At 30.0% G+C, this 20,795-nt stretch carries 14 protein-coding genes and 1 pseudogene; 7 read left to right on the top strand and 8 right to left on the bottom strand.

The window, feature by feature from the left end; genetic code table 11:
- The first annotated feature begins 2 nt into the window (after positions 1 to 2).
- From ABMY20_RS15430 to ABMY20_RS15455, 6 genes are all read left to right on the top strand, one after another.
- Positions 3 to 503 (top strand): hypothetical protein, encoded by a 501-nt coding sequence (locus ABMY20_RS15430; protein ID WP_349265748.1) that lies wholly within the window; start codon positions 3 to 5, stop codon positions 501 to 503.
- A gap of 10 nt (positions 504 to 513) precedes the next feature.
- Positions 514 to 792, top strand: a complete 279-nt coding sequence (locus tag ABMY20_RS15435) for a hypothetical protein (RefSeq protein WP_349265749.1) — start codon at positions 514 to 516, stop codon at positions 790 to 792.
- Positions 793 to 794: 2 nt separating this feature from the next.
- Positions 795 to 1,247: a hypothetical protein gene (locus tag ABMY20_RS15440; RefSeq protein WP_349265750.1), complete on the top strand. Its 453-nt coding sequence runs from the start codon at positions 795 to 797 to the stop codon at positions 1,245 to 1,247.
- A 64-nt stretch (positions 1,248 to 1,311) separates the two neighbouring features.
- The gene (locus ABMY20_RS15445; RefSeq protein ID WP_349265751.1) at positions 1,312 to 4,659 is read left to right on the top strand and encodes a hypothetical protein; all 3,348 of its coding nucleotides are present in this window, start codon (positions 1,312 to 1,314) and stop codon (positions 4,657 to 4,659) included.
- The gene (locus ABMY20_RS15450) at positions 4,659 to 6,794 is read left to right on the top strand and encodes a hypothetical protein (protein ID WP_349265752.1); all 2,136 of its coding nucleotides are present in this window, start codon (positions 4,659 to 4,661) and stop codon (positions 6,792 to 6,794) included. The genes ABMY20_RS15445 and ABMY20_RS15450 overlap by 1 nt, the downstream gene beginning before the upstream one ends.
- Positions 6,784 to 8,613 carry a hypothetical protein gene (locus ABMY20_RS15455; RefSeq protein ID WP_349265753.1) on the top strand — a complete coding sequence of 610 codons (1,830 nt, stop codon included), beginning with the start codon at positions 6,784 to 6,786 and terminating at the stop codon, positions 8,611 to 8,613. The genes ABMY20_RS15450 and ABMY20_RS15455 overlap by 11 nt, the downstream gene beginning before the upstream one ends.
- Before the next feature lie 203 nt (positions 8,614 to 8,816).
- On the opposite strand, the gene ABMY20_RS15460 is transcribed toward ABMY20_RS15455, so the two are convergent.
- From ABMY20_RS15460 to ABMY20_RS15495, 8 genes are all read right to left on the bottom strand, one after another.
- Positions 8,817 to 9,791: a DUF6371 domain-containing protein gene (locus ABMY20_RS15460; protein WP_349265754.1), complete on the bottom strand. Its 975-nt coding sequence runs from the start codon at positions 9,789 to 9,791 to the stop codon at positions 8,817 to 8,819.
- Positions 9,792 to 9,919: 128 nt separating this feature from the next.
- A complete protein-coding gene (locus tag ABMY20_RS15465; protein ID WP_349265755.1) occupies positions 9,920 to 11,422 on the bottom strand; it encodes a phage/plasmid primase, P4 family in 1,503 nt (500 codons plus the stop codon).
- Positions 11,415 to 11,705, bottom strand: a complete 291-nt coding sequence (locus ABMY20_RS15470) for a helix-turn-helix domain-containing protein (protein ID WP_349265756.1) — start codon at positions 11,703 to 11,705, stop codon at positions 11,415 to 11,417. The genes ABMY20_RS15465 and ABMY20_RS15470 overlap by 8 nt, the downstream gene beginning before the upstream one ends.
- Before the next feature lie 72 nt (positions 11,706 to 11,777).
- Positions 11,778 to 12,611, bottom strand: coding sequence for an RteC domain-containing protein (locus tag ABMY20_RS15475; protein WP_349265757.1), 834 nt, complete (start codon positions 12,609 to 12,611; stop codon positions 11,778 to 11,780).
- A 452-nt stretch (positions 12,612 to 13,063) separates the two neighbouring features.
- On the bottom strand, positions 13,064 to 15,745 hold the full coding sequence (locus ABMY20_RS15480; RefSeq protein WP_349265758.1) for a DEAD/DEAH box helicase family protein: 2,682 nt from the start codon (positions 15,743 to 15,745) through the stop codon (positions 13,064 to 13,066).
- Entirely contained in the window at positions 15,736 to 15,885 is a 150-nt protein-coding gene (locus ABMY20_RS15485; protein ID WP_349265759.1) for a hypothetical protein, read from the bottom strand. The genes ABMY20_RS15480 and ABMY20_RS15485 overlap by 10 nt, the downstream gene beginning before the upstream one ends.
- A 9-nt stretch (positions 15,886 to 15,894) precedes the next feature.
- Positions 15,895 to 17,487: a site-specific DNA-methyltransferase gene (locus ABMY20_RS15490; protein ID WP_349265760.1), complete on the bottom strand. Its 1,593-nt coding sequence runs from the start codon at positions 17,485 to 17,487 to the stop codon at positions 15,895 to 15,897.
- 169 nt (positions 17,488 to 17,656) lie between these two features.
- Positions 17,657 to 18,964, bottom strand: coding sequence for a tyrosine-type recombinase/integrase (locus ABMY20_RS15495; protein WP_349265761.1), 1,308 nt, complete (start codon positions 18,962 to 18,964; stop codon positions 17,657 to 17,659).
- 552 nt (positions 18,965 to 19,516) lie between these two features.
- Between ABMY20_RS15495 and ABMY20_RS15500 the strand changes: the two are divergent.
- Positions 19,517 to 20,795 (top strand): annotated as a pseudogene (locus ABMY20_RS15500) (hypothetical protein); the annotation flags it as partial.

Below are 20,795 nucleotides of genomic sequence, written 5' to 3' on the forward strand. Positions count from 1 at the left end.
ATATGAATAATGGATATCTTGAAATAAAGCACTACTTCAAACAATTAGTTGAAAACAGTAATTTTTTAAAAGACTTTTCTGGTTATTTCAATAGGGAGCTGCAAAATGTAATTGGCAGTTCTGATGGCGTTGATAATCCTTACTTAGCACTATACAAGTATAAATTAGGCTTAGAGGGGCCAGAACAAAACACGGTAGCAGTTAGGAAAATCGGATTCGCTATTATGTTTGACAATGTGGATTCTGAAGACTTTGAGTTACAATATAAAAGCGTTGATGATGCAGAACAATTTGCATTAAAAGTTATATCAAGAATTAAATACGATAACAACCTTAAAAATCACATTCTTTTTAACTCCTTTATCAAAGATAGTGTCCAAATTTTACCGGTTGAACTTTCAAACACCTCATTTGGTGTAGAAGTTTTATTAAGCTTAAGAAACAAACAGTCATTAAGTTTAATTGCTGAAGACTGGAAAGACATTAATAGTGTTTGTGATTAAAAAATAAATTATGGAGCAATACATAGAAGAAGCTAAGGATTTATTATTACAATATTTCGAACCAGAATTTAGCGGGAAATTACCCATTCATCTAACCACCTTAGAAGTTTTTAAAACACTTAAAGGTATTGTGCCTTCAGGTATATTTAATGAGCATGATGTTTACGACATACTAATTGAGTTAGGTTTTTCAAAAGACCTTCAAATATTTTATAAAAAAGATGAAGAAGGAAATGAAACCAATGAGGTAAGCCATCAATTATTCATGTGGATTTTATATAAGAAATAACCATGTTCAAGAATGAAAGAGAAATAGCTAAAAAAGCAGAACAAATGCTTGAAACTTCGCTAAGAAGTAAAACAGCAAGTTTTGCCAATCATGTTAACAACACCAATACGCCCTCTTTAAAAGAAGCCACTGCTAAGGCTAGGTTAAAAAAATACGGATTAGTTCGTGCTGGTACCGCTAAATATTACATGCGCAGTTTATCCATTAAAATGGCACGTCATGGTTTTATACAACACTATGGAGTAGACACTATACGAGAAGCAGGAAAAAGAACGCGACATAAACCAAAGGAAACAACTTACCGTTTCAAACATCATATAATGAATATGAAACCAAAACCATTTATAAACAAGGCGGTGGAAGATAGTAATGTAATTGAGTTTGTTACTACCAATATTGCTAAACACAGAAGTGAAGAAGTTTTAATTAACATAACAGGAATAATAGGAGATTAACCTTTTTCAATGTCCTTTCGCAAAATAGAATCTATGCACACTTTTGAGCATAGATTTTTTATTTATGGGAAAAACAGTTACTACTACTGCAGTACTTAAAATTAATGGTAAAGAGATACAAAATACATGGTCTGCCTTATACAAAGAAACCAAGAAACTTGAAAAAGAGTTAAAGAAACTACCTCATGAGAGTGAGGAGTTTATTAAAAAATCAAAAGAGCTCGATAATGTTAAAAAACATTTTAAAGAAGTTGATGACAGTATAAAGAGTACCAATATTTCTTTAGAAGAAGGAGGTGAACACTTAGCTATGTTTTTGGGTGGATTAAGCTCTGGAAATATTATGCAAGCAAAAGCAGGTCTTTTAGCATTAACATCTAACTTAAAAGGCCTTTTAATTACACTAAAAGCAGTTGCGTTAACACCTATAGGGATATTCGTTTCAATTTTTGCAGGAATAGCTATTGGAACAAAGAAGTGGTTAGACTACAATAAAGCCTTAATTAAAACTACAAAACTAACAAAGCAACTTACTCAATTAACTGGACAAGCTTTAACAGAACACAGAGACACGGTTACAGCAATTTCAAAGCAAAATGATAAATCATTTGAAGAAATTTTAAAAGGAGCAAATTCTTTGTCTAAACAAATGAATATTTCACAACAAGAAGCTTTAGAGTTATTAAACCAAGGTTTTATTAGGGGAGCTGATATTAATGGAGATTTTCTAGATAAGGTTAAAGAATACCCTATACATTTTAAAAATGCTGGTTATTCTGCACAAGATTTTATTGATGTTGCTACTCAGGAAGTAAAAGGGGGAGTATATAACGACAAGTTATTAGATGCTATCAAAGAATCAGATCTAGCTTTAAAGGAGTTAACAAAAACTCAAGAAGATGCATTAAAAAATGCCTTTGGAGATAAGTTTACACAATCTCTAAAAAAAGGATTAGCTTCAGGAGAAATTACTACAAAACAAGCAATAGACAATATTATTAAAGAGTCTAATAGAGTAGGGCTTAATCATCAGCAACAACAACAACTAATTGCGGATATCTGGAAGGGGGCAGGTGAAGACGTTGGTGGATTTAACGAGATAATTAAACAATTAAATGCTTCTTTTGATGAAGGTAACAAACAGTTAACTGATTTAGAAAAAGCAACACTTAGAGTAACTGAAGCCAATGTTGAGTACGAAAAAGCGGTGTCAAACTTATTTGATGCCACACAAAGCGACTTTCCTGTGTTTTTAGAAAGCTGGAAAGCTTTTGGTACCGAAGTTTTAACTGGCATTTTAACCACTTTTGATAGAATTATTACATCACAAGACAAACTCTTAAAAAGAGCAAGTGATAAAGGAAGCTATAAAGCTGCTGAAACAATAGCTGACAATATGAAACTTTTTGGTAGCGATGCTAAAAAAGAGGCAGAGATAGAAATTATAGCCACTGAAAAAAACATCAAAAGGTTAGAAAAAGATTTAGCAAATGTAGGATGGGAACTCATCGGAAACAAGAAGGAAATACTAACCGAAAAAATAGCAGAATATAAAGCGTACCAAAATGAGTTGGTGAAAATTACTAAAGGAACCTCAGGTATATTAGATAAAATTTTAAAACAAAGAAAAGAAGATGAAGAAAAAGGGAAAGGAAATGGAAATAGCACTGGAGGTAAAATCACGAAAGAAAAAAAGGACAATACATTAGAAAAAACACTAGAAGAGCAAAAGAAAGCAAACAGAAGACTTTTAGAGCTGGAACACGAACTACAAAAAGAAAAACTACAAATAAAAAAGGATAGCTTAAACAAAGAAGTAGAATTAATAGAACTAGATTTTAAAAGGCAAATTGAAAAAATAAAACAAGGAAATTTAGATATTCAAAAAGAAATAGAAAACACAAATAGTACTATTTCATCATTCCAAAAAAGAAAAGCAAACACAAAAGACCCAAAAAAAAGAGCACAATACAACACCACTATAAAAGCTTTACATCAGCTTAACAACAAACGTATTGAAATTAAGAAAGAAAACGATGCTATTCTAATACAACTCGAGAGCACAAAACAATATAAAATAGCAGCTCTTCGAGAAAAGTGGTTTGTTAAAGATTTGAAATCACAACTAGCCAAAATCAATAAAGAAAAAGAGTTAGAAGTTGATAGAATCAACACTATATCAATCTATGAAGAAGCTGTTCAAAAATTAAAAAATGATTATGGTATTAAAGACCTTAGTACTGTAAGAAATATAACTGAAGCTAAAAATAAACTTAGAGAAGAAGCAAATAAAAAAGCTTTAGACCAACAGATAAAGTTTTTAGAAGTTCAATCCGCTTTACTAGAAAAAGAACTAGAAGGAGCCACAGGTCCTGCTGCTGAGCAACTAAAAAAGAACCTCCAGTTTTTAGAAGAAAAGCTCACTAAAATAAGAGGAGTTTTACAAGGAAAATCTGATGATGATGAGTTAGCGCAAGAACAAGAACAACAACAAGCCCTTGAACAAACAGATATTTTAGGTTTTTCTGCTGCACAATGGCTTGATACTTTTGATAATTTAGATACTACCGAAGGAAAACTGCAAGCTGTTGGTATGGCCATGCAAGCATTAGCTAATGCCGGTCGCATGTTTGCAGAACACCAAAGAGCTAATAACGAAAAGGAGCTTCGAGATTTTACTAAGTACCAAGAAAGAAGAAAAAAAGCATTAGAAAAAAAACTTGACTCTGGGTTATTTACTCAAGAAAAATACCAGAAGGAAGTTGAAAAATTAGAAATTGAAGCTGCTAATAAAAAAGCTGAATTAGAATATAAACAAGCAAAAGCAAACAAAGTTGCCAACCTTTTTGAAGCTATGGGTAGTACTGCTGTAGCAGTAGCCACCGCATTAAAAGCTGGCGGGGTTTTGGGACCTATTTTAGCAGGTATAGTAGGCGCTCTAGGAGCTGTTCAAATTGGTTTAATAGCATCACAGCCATTACCACCTAAAGCTAGTTATGCTAGCGGAGGTTTTACAAAAGGATTAGGTTTTAAAGATGAAACAGGTCACGAAGTTGCGGGCGCTGTGCATGCTAATGAATATGTAATTCCAGAGTGGTTACTAGCGCAACCAAAAGTAGCTAATGTAGCAAAATGGTTAGAAGCTAAACGAACTAACAAAAATGAATCATTTGCTGAAGGTGGTTCGGCAACCGATATTGAAACATTAAATAGTCAATCACCTGATACAAATAGTTACTCAAACGACACAAATATAATGCTCCTTTATGCAGTAAATAGGTTAAATGATGTTTTAGAAAACATTGAAGATAATGGGATAGAAGCCTTTTTACTTTCTGATGAAAAAAACGGAAAATTAATGCATGAAGCAATAAAGAAGTTTAACACTATTCAAGATAAAAACAAACAATAATGAGATTCATAATAGAGAAGGTTTATCCTATAGCAGGAAGTGAAGAATTTTACTATAAAGAAAAAGAAATTAGAGAATGGGGTTTAAGCCCAGACTTAATTTATGAAGTTCTAAAATTAGGTTCATCAATACCTACTTCAAGAGCAATATCAGTTGTATATCCAGAAATAGAAAACTTACCAGAATATTCCGATATAATTTCTTTTAGGTATGCTATAGATGTTCCTAATGATTTTCTTGGAGTTTTTACAGTTGAATCAAAAGATCAAGATTTTAATAATTTAACTCTATCAAACCAAGGTGTTCACTTATTTAAAATAAAGTACAACAATTTTTCCGATTTAAATTACGGTACCAACAAATGGAGATTTAAACACATTATATATGGAACAGATAGTAATGGAGTTGAAAGAGAGTTAGAAAGTAGAACTCAAGAATTAAGAATAATTAAATTAGAGTCAACTAACGATAAATACTTATTACCTAATAAAGGATTGTATTATTTAGAGTATGATTTAGATTCTAAAAAACTTTTAGGAGATACTCTTATTTCGATTGATAGATCTGTGGTCGTAAATCCTCATCAAACTAGTGTTAAATTAACTATACCCGCTTATTATGAAGATAAAATAATTTTAAAAAAGAGTACTCCACAAGTAGGATTTGATGATGCTTTTGCAATTTCTATGAATCAAAATTTCAACTTTTCTAAAGGATCACATGTTTTTTGGGGTAAAATAGAATGGTCACAGTTTGATTGGGTAAAAGTAGGAAGTAATTGGCTGTATGAAGAATCAAAAACTACTGAGCAGGTAAGTATAATCTTAGAAATAATAGATAAATCAGATAATTTTAAAATTTCAAAAAACTGGTTTAATGGTTTGTTAAAATTACATGAGGATTTAAAGTTCAAAGAAGTTATGGAAATAACTAACTATGATAATGCAGCATTAACTATTACTTCATCTGATTGGATTACTACAAGTTTAAACAATAATTCCCTAAGTTTTGAAACATTAAAGGCTTCTCAATTAAAAATTGGAAAAAATTATGGTTACATAAAAATACAATCCTCAAACATTACTAGAGTTTGTACTATTGTTATAGAAGTTAAAGAAACTATTACAACAAATTTTAATGATGTTAATTTTTGCTTGGATAATCATCTAATTGATTATCAAAAACAATCTAATGGTGAGTTCTTTCTCAGAATGATCCTTTCAATGGAATTTTCAGGATACGGTAAACCTAAAGAAATTATTAATCAAGTTTATGAGTATGCTTTTTTTAATGATAGAGTTAGTATTTATCCTGGAGAGGAGATACAAGATTTTTTTAACGAAATTGAATCTTTAGAGTTATTAAATATAAACAACACAACAGCAACAATCCCCACATCTAAAGAACTTTTTACAGCTTGCAAAGCATCAATAACGCTTGAAGAATATAACACAAGTGGAGATGTGAGTGTTTCTAGCGTAATAAACAATTTATACTTTTTACCAGGAAAAAAACCCAAAGCTTTTCCTTATCTAACCAATGGTACTGTGAGAAAAACATACAGTAACTCATTAATTTCCATCAATGCTATAAAAAGTATTTTTGAAGTAAAACGCTTAGGCGAAATAGCTGGGAATTTAATTGACAACTCTAACCTATCAAATGATAAATCTGTAGTTAATATTTGTTTTAAAAGATTTGTAGCAGACAAGACTTATGGTGAAATAAATATTATTGAAAAAGAAAATTTGAGCTTAAATCCAATCCCAGAAACCCAAACTGTAATTGATGTTATTTTTCAAAATCAAAACATGTGTCCTGATTGGTTTTCTTTTACTGGAGAATGGCAGCAACACCCAGAATTAAATCATATTATTTCTGAAAACATAAGAAACGGTAGAGAGTTTAAATCTTCAGTAGAACAAAAAAATACAATTAAACTAAATACAGGGTGGATGTTTGAGGAAGAGGTTGAACTGTTGACTGAATTAATGGAGTCAACAATCTGTTTTGCATTTTTAAAAGGAGAATGGGTTAAACTAATTCCTATTACAAAAAAACCGCTTCCGTATTTTTCACAAAGAACATTAAATAGCCAAATAGTAGAATTTAAAAAAGTAAATAATGAGAGATAGTTTTGTTTCAGCAGCCTTTACTTTAGACTTAAGAAATATTAAAGTCACATACGTAGATCAAAGTCCGCGATTTAAAGACTCTTTTTTTACTAAATACTCTTTCCCTTTTGATTTTAAAATGGATCGTGATTTAAAGGTTCAAATGGGAAATTATACTGCTTTAGAAGCTGTTAATTTAAAATCTAAACATAAAGGGTATCATGTTTTTGAAGGGAAAATCAATGCTGCTGTTTTAGAAATATTAGAAGTTAACGGTGAAACTGTTCGGGCTCAGATTGATTCTGGATTTGATGAATTACCAAACTTTGAAAAAAAACTATCAGAGTTGCCTTTAGAAAAGTTTAACGTGTCAAATATATACACTCATGCGGAAAGTATCTGTAAAAAAAAATATCCTGAAGTTAATTATAACTTTCCAAGAGTTATTTATGATAAACATAATGAAGATGAAACAGGCTGGGAGTATTTTAATAAGTTTATAAATGACCGTAGAGAGGAACATTTTGTGAATAATAACGAATTATCACAAGATGGCCCTGGTACTTATCATGTAAATAGAAACATCATCCAACCAATGCCATACTTGTTATACCTACTAAAAACAGGTTTCCAAGATGCAGGTTTTCAACTTCAAGGAGAAATTTTAGAAGATGAAGATTTAAAACAAAGGGTAGTTTTTTCTAGCAAAGATTACTATAGTCAATCCAAAGATTCACCTATAGAAATTAATATCCAAGGGGAGGAATTTACTGGAGTAGTAAAAAAAGAGGTTCTAAGATATAAGAAAGAATTTGACGTTGAGAAAAAAGGGAAGTATTTATTTCAAGGTAATGTTAGTTTAAAACCAGGTTATGATTTCGTTGATTTATTATATTCAATTGGGAGTCAAATTCGTTTAATTCCTGCTAAAATAAAAGTGTTTTGTAATGATGTTAAAGTTTATGAAAAGATCATTTATAAGAAAGAATATTTAGATATAAATTTAGCTTTTGAAAACAATAAAGAGAATGGAAAAGTTAAGATAGAAATTGAAACCCAAAAATCAGAAACAGTTTTAATCTCTAGTTTAGGGTTGAGAAAATATTTTGATGAAAGTGGAAATTCAATATTTAATATCATAAACCTTAATGAGGTTAATCTAAAACTGGCTGTTCCGGATTTAACTTTTGGTGAGTTGGTAACTATTGTTAAAAACTGGAAGAATTATGATTTAGAACCAGTTGATGGGAAGATAATAATGAACAGGTTAAAACCATCTTCAATAAATAAACTCACAGATATTTCAAGTTTTGTTGTAGATGAACCAACAAAAACTTTTACTAAAAAACGCAGTTATCATATTTCATTTACTGATATGGATGACGAGAAAGATAACTTGGATTCTTGTTATATAGATGAAGAAGGGATCAAGATTAATGGTTCTCCTAAGGAAGAAACAAATGAAATAAAAATAAATGGGTATTGTTTACCAATTGAGAGTTTTAATGGAATAAGAACTGCTGCAATTAAAAAAGATGATAACAGCATACTTTCATTAATTTACTATGATGGATTATATAATAATGATAACTTAGCGCAAAATCCTCCTGGACTTGCTTTTCCTGAGTTGTTATTAACTTTTGAGGAATGGTATAAAATGAGAATTAACAGTACTGAATATAGATGGAGTTTTATAGTTAATAAAAACAGGTTTAGACATATTGGAATGAGAGATACGATGTATGGATATAAAAGAAAATTATGGATTAAAGATATTACTAAAAATGTCTTAAATGAAAGATTCTATAAAATTGATATTGTAACAGAAGTGGTTGGATAATATCTGAATAATAGGACTTTTTTAGGACTGGTGAACTTTATTTTTGTTATAAATAACTGTTTTGTAGTTTTTTATGTATTATATGTGAAATTCCTTCTAAGCAGACGGTCACAGGTTCGAATCCTGTCGCGATCACAATAAGCCTTGTTAATCTTTTGATTTTCAAGGCTTTTTTGTTTTTGAGGGTAAGAAAAAGGGTAAGATTAATTTGAATCAATGTATGCTTCATTTTCCTTTTTTCTTTTTATTAATTCTTTATTTATCCGTTGGAAGTGTATTAGATAGTCAGCTAAATCATAGCCACTCTTTTTTTCTTCAATACTTGAGTTTTTTTCTAAGACATCAGATACTCTATAATTAGCTAAAGGAAATAGGTGCTTTATTTTTTTACTCCATAAGTCAAAACAATTTAAGTCAGGAAATAAGACTACATTTCTTCCTTTTAGAGCCTTTGTGTTTTCGTAATTTAAGTTGTTTACACTTCCACAAGCTAACCAAATAAATTGATCTATATATACACTTGCAATTATAGCGGTCTTTTCACTTTCAACAATTCCGATAGGTAAGTTTTTGTTTTGATTAATAAGATGCAATCCAAAAAGACATTGCTTTAAATTATAGTTTTTTAATTTTTCAGTTTTGTGTATCCAGTTAATATAATTGTAAGGTGTTTTAACTCTTTTACCAGAATTCTTATTATATAACATTATTTTACCACTTCTAACTTTTAGTTTTTCATCAATTTGCCAAAATACAGTGCTATTTTGCCAATGATCAGAAGTTCCAATTTTATATAGATTTTTTAAATAGGTTGTTTCTTTTTTGCCTAATAGTTTTTCTAAAAAGAAAATGAAGTTATTTTTTTGTTTGTTTAATGATTCTATAACTAAACTTTCATCTATGTAGCTAATAGAATTATCTTTTTTTGAAGTTTTTTTAACTAGCTGTACTTTTTTAATGTTTTTTACAGGTGTCGATAAATTTTTATTATTATCAAAATAGTTTTTTGGGGTGTAATGGTAGTTGCATTTTATTCTTCTATTACATATACCAACATTTTCACTTAAATATTCATTAGTTTCTGTATTGATATATCTAGTGAAAGTTTTGTGTTTTTTGCAATTAGGGCATTTGTAACGTGTCTTATGCCCGTTATATGGTTCTAATTTGTAAATCATAATTTTTTTTAAAAAGAATATTTATTAAGCCCTTTTTACAGTAAGCTGTTGTATTTTAGTTAGTTGTGTTTTTGTTTTAAGGTGTATGATTGCCCTAAATTTAGCCCTTAAGTGAAGGAGGATAGAAACTATAAGATACTACTGGCGGAGTGTTTTCTCTGAATGAAAAAATATCTTTCTCCATTTGTTTTTATTTGTCTAAAGTTATTGTCTTCTAATTTAGTGTAAAATTTTCTTGAACTTAAAGGGTTTTTAAAGCCATTTTCCGCACAAAATACTTTGTAGCTGTTATAAAGTTCAGTTCTTTTTATTTTATTAATATCTGAAGGTGTATAATCATTTTCTTCAATAAAAACAGAGGTGCTATCAGCTTGGTTTTTGTATTGTAGTATTAAGTCTTCAACCTCTTGACTTTTAGTAAATTTTTTATTTCCCAAGAGTCTTCTAGTTCCTTTTAATACCCAATTAAATATAGCAGGTAGTTCTGAATCTATAATTTTTTTAGCTAAATCTGTGTCTTTTTTGTGTTCAGGTATTTGAGCGTTAAAAGGGAGTAAAATAAATCGTCTAAAAAAACCAGGAGTATTTTCTATATTAGAAGGTAAAACATTTCCGCTAAACATTAGACGTGCATAGTTTTCAATCGTGTATTCATCTTTATATAGTTTTTTCACCTTTACTTTCTCACCAGATGCTAATGTTTTTAAAATTGATGGATCTATTTTCTTACCAAGTTCTGTATGGAAGTTAAGTAAGCAGTTTTCTAAAACAGATGTACTGCGTCCATCTCCATTTGTTAAGTCTTCTAATGATTTTCCGCTTACATTTTCTGAACCAAATAAAGCGTTTACAATTTCATAGACTACCCCTTTTCCGTTTGCGCCACTACCATATAAAATTAGTATTTTCTCTAATTTTAAGATTTTATTGTTTATAAGTGTAAAACCTAAAAACTCTGCAAGAAGTTTTTGACTTTCTTTGTTAGGGAGTACTTCATTTAAAAATTTTTCAAATAGAGGCATTTCTATTGCGTCTTCATCGTAAGAATATGGTAGTTGATAAGTTAAAAAATCTTCTTTTTTAAAATTTCTTAAATATTGTTTGCGTTCATCAACTACAAAAGTTCCGTTTTTGAAATTTATGATTTTTAATAAGTCATTTTGATTTTTTTGTTGGATATGTACACTGTCAAAAAACTGACTTTCTAGTTTGTTAATGAAAGTAGAGACTTGAGCGACTCTATCATTAACGCCTGATTTTAGTGCGACATTTTTTAGAGTTCTTCTTAGGTGGTGTTGATTTATGGTTTGCCAGTAATAACCATTATAGATGTATATGGATTCTCTGTGGAAAACAAAGTTATATCCTGTCTTTTCAGAATGCTCTAAAAATTTATTCACAACTGTAACGGCGTAATCATCTCTTGTTATTCGTTCAGTTTCATGTTTTAGATTTAATTCTTCTCTAAAATTTATTTTTACTGTTGTTGTTTTTAATTCTTGTAGTAATTGCTCTGGAAGCAGAGTTTTGGTGTTTTCATTCCAACGATCTATTTCGTTTATCTCGTCAACAATAGATTTGATGTTTATTGAAGTGTTTTCTATTGGTTGTTTGTTATGTGTACTATTCATTATTAACGTTTTTAGGGTTAATAATTGCGTTTTCAATTTCTTCACGTTTATAATACACTCGTTTGCCTAGTTTATAAGCTTGGAGTTTTCCTTGTTTTGTGTATTTGTATAGTGTGGATAAATTGATTTGTAGAAGCTTTATAGCTTCATCTCTAGTAAGTAAGTTAGTTTGTTTTTTAGGTTGAAGTTGTTTTTTTAAATCTTCAAATTGTTCTGTTAGCTTTTTCTCAATTAATTCTTCTAATTGATTAGGTGTGACTTGAATTAAGTTTATTTTATGCATTGATTTAATTTTTCAGCAAAACTAAATCTAAGGCAATGTTTATGAGGTTTACTAAACCTCTACTAAACCCTATTATTTACTAAAATAATTGTTTAAGGATGTTTTAAGTTTATCTAAAAAGAGGGTTTCATTACCAGTATTTCTACCTTTTATTTTAGTGATAACTTGATCGGGGTTGTTTATTTTGAAGTTAAAAAAAGAAGAAAAGCTTTCAAATATTTCTATTTGATTTGCTCCTTTGATACTTTTATTTTCAATAAGGGCTTTGATAAGTTCAATGAGTTCTACTTGACTGCCTTTCCAAGCTATATTTGATTTGTTGTTAGAAATAAGTTTTTTCTCTTTTAGACTTTTTTCTTTTATAATTCTTGAAAGTGTTTTTTTACCATAAACGGATCCAATTAAATGAAGAACTATATTAGCTTTTAGTTTTTCTGTAGTTTTACACATTCTTTCAATTCTTCCATAAGTATCTTTATAAATGTGTGCTAGTATATTTGATGGTAATATATCTTCTTTACTGAATCCATAAGTTATGTTGTGGTAAACTAATAGAGGTTCAGAGCTATTAATTATATTTGTTAAAGAAATAGCGTCGGAAAAATAGTTTTTTTCTCTAACAATTGTTAAAATGCTATTTTCAAAATCTTCTTCTGTTTTTTTTCTTTCTCTGGGCAAAAACTCTGTTTCTAACTCCTTTTTAAATTTATCATACAGATTATTGATTTTCTCATTAAGTTCGGGTGCGTTTTCGTTAAAATTATCAGTGAGAGTTTTTATGAAATTGAATAATTCTATTTGATTAGATGTGTCAAAAGAATTAAAAACACTCGGTGGTGTAGTTTTATTTCCTGAGTTATCAGTTATAAAGTCGTTTAAATATTTAGTTAAATTGAAGGTTTTCATGCTAGGTTTAGGGTGAAATAAAACTTTGCGTTTTCTTGCGTTTTGCGTTTTGCGTTTGAAAGTATTTATATTGAATTATTGTAACTTAATGATATTTAATAGAATATCGTTTTTTCTTCTTGTTTTTTATTACGTTGATATAATCATCATTTAAAGCTAAACTTTAAATTATTTTTGCGTTTGCGTTTGCGTTTCAATTTTTATAACAACACTTAATAATAAAAGGATAGAATAAAATAAAATCATAATAGATTTTGTGTTGCGTTTATTTGCATTTTTATTTTTAGTGTCTATAAAGGTTGTTGTTTAAATATTAAAGTTATGCATGTGTTTGCGCTTACTTGCGTTTAATCTCTCTGCGTTTACTTGCGCCTTTATTTTTAGTCTTTATGCTAGGTTGTTGTTTGAATCGAAAAGCTACACTTAAGTTTGCGTTTTATTGCGTTTTAAATTTATAAACCACTTAAAACTTCAATTACACTATGTGCTGTATAAGTATTCTCAACTTGTTTAGATTCAAATACCATAAAGTATTTATAGTTATCTCCAGCTTTTTCAGCCCAAGTTTTACCTAAAATATTTTTATTTCTACTGTCATCATTATCATATACATCACCTTTAGTTTCTAATAAGATAATGTTGCCTTTTTTAGTGTAAAGTATAAAGTCTGGATAATGATTAGAGCTAAAACCATTTAAAGCAAAACCTTTGCCTCTTTCTAGGTTTCTGTGCCAGAACACAATGTTGTCTAATGAAGCTACTTCCATAATCATTTTTTGCTCATAGTTGTTCATACTAGCTTCTCTATCATATAGTGATTTGCTAATAGTTGTACTAGGGTTTAAAAAGGATAATGATTCAGGAAACTCAAAATTTTCTTTTACAACAATCTTGTTGCTATCTATAAGAATTTTAAAACGCTCTTTAGCATAAGTGTCTGTTAATTCATTGATTTTGTCTTTAATTTTTTTTACATAAATAAAGTCATTATCTACTATATCTCTGATTTGTTCACTAGATAAATTGTCAAAAACTCGACTTACATATTTTTGTAATTCTTGTTGAGAAATAGGTGTCATATCTCCCAATTTGGAAACTATGATGCTACTTATTTGATTTATTTGAGATTCTTTAGGTTTTGAAAGAATTGTGTCTGTTAACATTCTCTTTGCAAGTTTAGAGAAGTTTTTTACTGTTGCCGTTTTTTTGTGTTCATCAAAATCTACTGCTGTAATTTTTTTTGAAAGTTCATCAAAAGTAATTTGTGTACTGTAATTTGATAGTTTAAAACCATCTAAAAGACTAACCTTATTAAGATATTGGTCTTCTGAATTTAATTCTTCAAATAAACTAACACCATCCAGTTCACTTTCTTCTACTTTTTTAAAGAATTGAGGTAATTTAATAGTGGTGGCAATAGCTTTAAATTGAGCGTCTAGCTTATAGACTTTTGGTGCAGTTTTCATAATATCTGTAAAAATAGAAGTCGTATCATCAATCTCTATATCATTAACTTTCTGCTCAAAGGTTTGTCCTTCAACTTTTGCTTTTTCTGTGATATGAGACACTAAAGTGTTTTGCTGATTAATAGTATCAAGTGTAACCTCTTCATTAGGGTTAAATTTAATTGCATCTACATCAAAATCTTCATCAGATTGTACATAGTCATCTGGTTTAGGTTCTTCTGCAAATAAGTCTTGGGTCAATACCTCATTAGGTGTTAACTCTTCTTCTTTAGCTTCTTCTGCATAATAATCATCTTTACTAAATCCTGATTCTTGTAACCCTTTAACAATGCTATCTAGTGTTTCATTAAACTTTGATGAAGCTGTTAATACAAAAGACATATTTAATAATGCTTCTTTGTGTTTAACTACATAAGGTTGTCTTAAAACTCTTCCTAAAATTTGTTCTACTTCTACAGCTGAAGATTTATCTGCAAGTGAAGCTAGTATATAGGCATTAGGGCAATCCCAACCTTCTTTTAAAGCATTTACTGTAATTATATATTTTACAGGACAATCTTTAGCCATTAGGTCAATACCTTTAAGCTCATCAATACCGCTAGTTTTAATTTTTATCTGTTCTTCTGGAATTTGAAGTTTTACTAACTGTTCCTTTATTTTTTGAAATGTAGTATTGTTTTTCCCTTTAATATTAGACTGTGCTTGGAACAATATAATTGGTCTAATGTATTTTCCTGTAGCTTTTTCTTCTTCAATAGCCAATAGTTCTAGTTGTCTTTGTAGATGTAAAGCACTTGTGATGACTTCCTCTTTTTTATGATGGTTATACACTACTACAGGTAGCTTAACCATGTGTTCTTTTTTAAGAGCTAAGGCATTTACAAAAGAGATAATATTACTGTTTTCTTTAGGTGTAGCAGTAAGGTCTAGTACTAAAGAGGGATTTAAGTTATTTAGCATCTCTACACTTAAATCGCTTTCTGCATTATGACTCTCATCTACAATAACAATAGGGTTGAGGCTTCTTATAACATTTATTAAAGCAGTTTCATCTGTATCAGGTAACACAAGGTCTTTATCTACAATTGTATTTCTAAAAGATTCTAATGCCCCATTTTCTTGAAACACTTTTCTGTCATCTTTCTTTCTTGAGTTTATGCGTAAACTACTAAAGTTAAATACAAAAATGTTTAGCTGTTCTGTTACAGAAGTAGGGTTAAAATTAGCTCCTTGTAGTAACTGGTCTTTTTCATAAACTTCAACTCTGTTGCCAAATAAACTATTTAGTTTTTCTCTATATGGGTGGTTAGGATTAGATAAGTTTTTTACAGTTTGTTGCAACAAATTAGACCAAGGTACTAACCAAACTACTGCTTTTGCATTACCTTGATAAAAATGCTTGTTTATAGTATGAATAGCATTACATGCAATAAATGTTTTACCACCAGCAGTTGGTACTTTTATAGCTATGTGTACAGCATTAGGTATATTATCTTTATAAGGCTTCATACCTTCAAAAGAACCATCTAACTGTGGTGTATAAGGCATCCCTAATTTATCTTCCCAGTATTTATTAAAAGCTTTAGCAGGAGTTGCCTCTTTTTGTACATAAGACAAAAAATGCTCTAAATCTTTTATTACTTTATGTTGGTATGGTTTTAATTCCATTTCTTATCTCTTGATTTATTTTCTTGTAACTCTTTTAATTCTTTAACCTTTTTTCTCTTTGCTTCATTTACAGAAAGATGATTGCCCCATACAAATAGGCAGAATAGAAAAATGACTAATAGAATAAAGAATGCTAACATATTGTCTTATTAAAATCTAGTTATATCTCTTGGTATCTTTTTAAACACAATATTATACTTATCCATAATGCTTTGGTCTAATAAGCAGTTGTCTGCATAAATGATATATTGACTAGCTTTAGTTTTAATAGACCTTAAAAAACTTTCATCTAATGTGGTTAAGCTATCTTTTTGGTAATAGAAATAATAAGCTGTATCATTTTTAGCACCTAATAAGTAGTCTTCTTTAGGTTTTACAAAAGGTGTTTTAGCTTCACTGTACCAAACATACTCTAGTATTTTATCTAAGGAAATGGCTTCATTTAAAAAGCCATTATCTAAAAATAAAGACTCTCCTAACTCATAGTAAGTAAAATCTCCTCCTGTACCTTCAATAGCTTTAGAGCCTTCTCCATAACCATTTATTACTCTTTTTACTCTTTCAGCAGTAATGGTATTAGCATAGTCTTCCATTTCTACTAAAATGAATTTTCTATTACCACCATCTTCTTTATTAAGGTTCAAAACAGCATGAGCAGTAGTTCCTGAACCTGCAAAAGAATCTAGTATTATATCATTGTCTTTAGTTGAAATTTGAATGCATCTTGAAACTAATTCAATTGGTTTTGGTGTATCAAATACTTTATTCTTAAATATACTCTTTACATCTGTTGATGCTTTTTTATTTCCTTCAATTCCTGTCCATAAATTACCAACTTGTTTAGTTCTTCCTTCAAGATAAAATTTAAGGTATGGTAATAAATCCCCGTTTTTGTTTTTAGTCCATTCAATCATACCATCTTCTTCTAATTGCAAATAAGTTTCATTGGAACATCTCCATCTACTTTCATATCCAGTAGGACCAATAGGAAATACTTCTTCACCTTTTGGACTCAAAATTGGAAAATACATATTAGGTCTATCTTCTCTTCTGTCCTCACCACCAGTTTTTCTTAAAGTTCTTGTCAAGTAAAGACCTCTTTTATCTGATTTATTATATATTTTCTTATCCTCTTCTGTAAATGGTAACCCTAAAATCTCAGAATTTGATGATTTAGAATAAATTAAGATATAATCAATTTCATTAGCTACTCTTAAATTACCTTGACCTGTAGGTGTCCCTGTAGCTCTACTTATACAACCTCTAAAATTACTTTCTGCAAATAATTCATTACATAAGAGCCTTAAATTGTGTATTTCATTTTCATCAATTGAAATGAATATTAGTCCATTATCAGCCAATAACTTATGTAGCAGTTTTAATCTTGGATACATCATACAGAGCCACTTGTCATGCCTTGATAAATCTTCACTTTCTTTGCCTACTACTTGCCCTAACCATTTTTTAAGTTTTGGGTGGTTTACATTATCATTATACACCCAACCTTCATTTCCTGTGTTATATGGTGGGTCTATATAAATGCATTTTATTTTGCCTTCATATTCTGGTAGTAAACTTTTTAAGGCTTCTAGGTTATCGCCATGTATTATTTTGTTATCAGAAGTCGTGTTTTTATCTTCTTTACCATTACTAAAGGTGTATTGTGGCTCTAGTATTTTATAAGGTACATCTTGGTGATGGTTTATTACTTTTTCTTTTCCTATCCAGTTAAGTGTTGGCATGTACGTGTTTTCTTTTTAAAGTCTATAAAAGTAGTGAAAGTTTATAAACTCAGGGTTGGTTTAGGGCTTTTTAAGGGCTACTTTTTTAATAAAATATTTAATATTGTTTACTCTTTTTAAGTAGTTATAGATTTTAGGGCGCTTAGGGCAAAGTAAAATAGAAAAATTGTTATTTTTCGGAAGCTTTGTTTTTTTCTTCGTAATATTCTTTCCAGTATCTTAAAAGCTTTTGTGCGTGTTCTTCTGGTGTTACTTTGATATAGGTTAAAAAACTCTTTTCGGTAGTATGACCAGTAATTTGCATGATAGAAAGAGTTGGGAAATTCATTTTATATAAGTTGGTGGCAAAAGATCGTCTGCAAGTATGTGAGCTGATAAGTTTATGCTTTGGGTATAAGCCAGATTGTTTTCTCCAATCTCCTGAATCATTTTTTACTTTTAAGCTGCCTTCAATTTCTTCATCAAAACCGACAATTTTACAAATTTCTTTAATGTATTTATTGAATTTTACATCTGAAATTCTATGTGGCATTCCTCTTTTGTTAATAACTTCTTTTATTTGATGATGTAGCGGAATTACTACTTTAATTCCTGATGTTTTTGCAGTTTTTTTGGGTTGTACTTCAATAAAATCATTTTTAGGGTCAATGTCAGGAAGATTTAAAAAATCTGATACTCTTAAACCAGTCCAAAGACCTATAATTGCTAAATCACGGCAGTTTTGTAGTCTTAAATTGTCAGAAAAATCATGTTCAAGTAAAATTTGTATTTCTTCTTCATTTAAGTATACTGCTTTTGTTTTTTCGGTTAGTGTGGTAAACTTTGTAATATCATGGTGTATATTATAATTGTATTCTTTTGCTTTATTAAGAAAGACTTTTAAATTTTTTATATGATCGCCTGCTGTATTTATTGAGTATTTTTTAGTTATTGTTAAAAAGTCAACTAATTTATCATAATCAGGAAGTTTAACGTTTTCTATTTCTAGGCGTTTTTTAGAGTGCTTTTCAAATTCTATTAATCGATTGTAAGACTTCTTGTAGTGTTTTATTTTTACATTGTCATATTTTCTTTTTGTTATACGGTTAGTAAGGGTAGGTGCTTTTTCAATAAAGTCATCAATAAAATCAGTTAAATAAATGTGTCTATGGTTTTCAATCGACTTCTTGTTTTTGAAATGTTTATCAAACTCATTTTTTAAAAACTCACGTGTTACAATCTTGTTGTTTATTTCGCAATGATCAATTAACTTCATTAAGAAGTCATCATATCTCATTAATTGGGTGGTAATTTTGTGAAGTTTAGTTCCAGAGTTTCCTCTTTTTTTTACAGGTAAGCGTATGTTGGAGTCCCAATTTTCAGGCTCTATTTTTTCACCAGTAGCATATTTGAAAATTTTCTTTTCGCTTTTAACATTGTATTGAATAATAATAGGAGTCTGTTTTGTGGCTTTCGGTTCTTTAAGGTAAAAAAACATAGTTTCAATTTTGCCTTAAATATATTAAAAGGGTAAGAAAAAGGGTAAGAAAAAGGGTAAGAAAAAAGTTATTTGTTTAGGTTTTTTATAGTTGTTTATGATTGTTTGTTTTATTAAGTGTCAAATAAACAGTGATTTACGTGTATTTAAGTTTTTTTAAATTTTTTAAGTTTATTCCTGTCGAGATCACAATAAGCCTTGCTGGTTTTAGTAAGGCTTTTTTGTTGTTTAATACTTCTATTTTTATAATTATCAAACTACTTAAAAGTTCAATTATTTCTTTATTCAAAAGAGTTATTTCTTAAGGGAAATTTACCTGATAATTAAAAAGAGTAAAAGTAATATTTACCTAAATTATTTTTTTTTATTAAATTGTAAGAGGTTAGAGTATTGTAAATCAGTTTACTTTAAGTGTTTTTTTTACAGGTGTCATCTTTTAACTATTAATACAGTGCTAGTAAAAGCATTTAATCATACTTAAGAAAAAATAAAGTCAATTTAATAAAATATTATACATGATAATCAAGAAGTCCCACCCAAACAAAGTAAATAATGAAAAAATTAGCTACCCTCGTACTTTTAGTTTTAAGCACAGCTACTATTGCTCAAGTAGGCATTGGAACCTTAACACCTAGTCTATCTGCTCAGTTAGATATTAAATCAGATTCCAGAGGCTTATTAATACCTAGATTAAATATTAATGATTTAAGTACATCATTACCAGTAAATAATAATACAATTAAAGAAAGTTTATTAGTTTATAACACTAATAAAAATTCTGGAAAAGGATTTTATTATTGGAATGGAGTGCTATGGGAACAATTAGTAGATATAACCACGGTCTCAAACCTGATTACTACACAAGTAGATAATCAACAAATAGAAAAATTCTTCTTAAATAGCTCTAATATTCTTACTCTTGAGTTGGAAAATGCAAGTTCTAAATCAGTCGATTTATCATCTCTTTTGCAAGAGAATGAGTTATTAACTGGTATAGGATCACCTATTAATAACTCTGTAGATCCTGTTACAGGAGTTTTATATGTAGATACTAATTCCGGAGATGTTTATAGCTCTGATGGTAGTTTATGGAGTTCAGTTGCATCGTCAGGACCAGACGGAAAATCAGCCTATCAAGTTTGGTTAGATGCTGGAAACAGTGGAACCGAAGCCGATTTTATCACTTCATTAAAAGGAAACACTGGAGCTGCGGGAACGAATGGAGTAGACGGAAAATCTGCGTATCAAGTTTGGTTAGACGCTGGAAACAGTGGAACTGAAGCCGATTTTATCACTTCATTAAAAGGAGATACAGGAGCTGCGGGAACGAATGGAACCAATGGGGCAGACGGAAAATCAGTCTATCAAGTTTGGTTAGACGCTGGAAACAGCGGAACTGAAGCCGATTTTATCACTTCATTAAAAGGAGACACTGGAGCTGCGGGAACGAATGGAACCAACGGAGTAGACGGGAAATCTGCGTATCAAGTTTGGTTGGATGCTGGAAACAGTGGTACCGAAGCCGACTTTATTACTTCATTAAAAGGAGACACTGGGGTTGCAGGAACGAATGGAACCAATGGATCAGACGGAAAATCAGCCTATCAAGTTTGGTTGGATGCTGGAAACAGTGGTACCGAAGCCGATTTTATCACTTCATTAAAAGGAGACACTGGAGCTGCAGGAACGAATGGAGTAGACGGAAAATCTGCGTATCAAGTTTGGTTAGACGCTGGAAACAGTGGAACTGAAGCCGACTTTATCACTTCATTAAAAGGAGACACTGGAGCTGCGGGAACGAATGGAACCAACGGAGTAGACGGGAAATCTG

The sequence above is a fragment of the Tenacibaculum sp. SSH1-16 genome (genome assembly GCF_040104435.1).
Taxonomy (GTDB): Bacteria; Bacteroidota; Bacteroidia; order Flavobacteriales; family Flavobacteriaceae; genus Polaribacter; species Polaribacter mesophilus.

What these genes read in the sequence shown, in the direction of transcription:
- ABMY20_RS15430 (WP_349265748.1), top strand. Translation starts at nt 3, where the DNA reads ATGAATAATGGATATCTTGAAATAAAGCACTACTTCAAACAATTAGTT.
- ABMY20_RS15435 (WP_349265749.1), top strand. Translation starts at nt 514, where the DNA reads ATGGAGCAATACATAGAAGAAGCTAAGGATTTATTATTACAATATTTC.
- ABMY20_RS15440 (WP_349265750.1), top strand. Translation starts at nt 795, where the DNA reads ATGTTCAAGAATGAAAGAGAAATAGCTAAAAAAGCAGAACAAATGCTT.
- ABMY20_RS15445 (WP_349265751.1), top strand. Translation starts at nt 1,312, where the DNA reads ATGGGAAAAACAGTTACTACTACTGCAGTACTTAAAATTAATGGTAAA.
- ABMY20_RS15450 (WP_349265752.1), top strand. Translation starts at nt 4,659, where the DNA reads ATGAGATTCATAATAGAGAAGGTTTATCCTATAGCAGGAAGTGAAGAA.
- ABMY20_RS15455 (WP_349265753.1), top strand. Translation starts at nt 6,784, where the DNA reads ATGAGAGATAGTTTTGTTTCAGCAGCCTTTACTTTAGACTTAAGAAAT.
- ABMY20_RS15460 (WP_349265754.1), bottom strand. Translation starts at nt 9,791, where the DNA reads ATGATTTACAAATTAGAACCATATAACGGGCATAAGACACGTTACAAA.
- ABMY20_RS15465 (WP_349265755.1), bottom strand. Translation starts at nt 11,422, where the DNA reads ATGAATAGTACACATAACAAACAACCAATAGAAAACACTTCAATAAAC.
- ABMY20_RS15470 (WP_349265756.1), bottom strand. Translation starts at nt 11,705, where the DNA reads ATGCATAAAATAAACTTAATTCAAGTCACACCTAATCAATTAGAAGAA.
- ABMY20_RS15475 (WP_349265757.1), bottom strand. Translation starts at nt 12,611, where the DNA reads ATGAAAACCTTCAATTTAACTAAATATTTAAACGACTTTATAACTGAT.
- ABMY20_RS15480 (WP_349265758.1), bottom strand. Translation starts at nt 15,745, where the DNA reads ATGGAATTAAAACCATACCAACATAAAGTAATAAAAGATTTAGAGCAT.
- ABMY20_RS15485 (WP_349265759.1), bottom strand. Translation starts at nt 15,885, where the DNA reads ATGTTAGCATTCTTTATTCTATTAGTCATTTTTCTATTCTGCCTATTT.
- ABMY20_RS15490 (WP_349265760.1), bottom strand. Translation starts at nt 17,487, where the DNA reads ATGCCAACACTTAACTGGATAGGAAAAGAAAAAGTAATAAACCATCAC.
- ABMY20_RS15495 (WP_349265761.1), bottom strand. Translation starts at nt 18,964, where the DNA reads ATGTTTTTTTACCTTAAAGAACCGAAAGCCACAAAACAGACTCCTATT.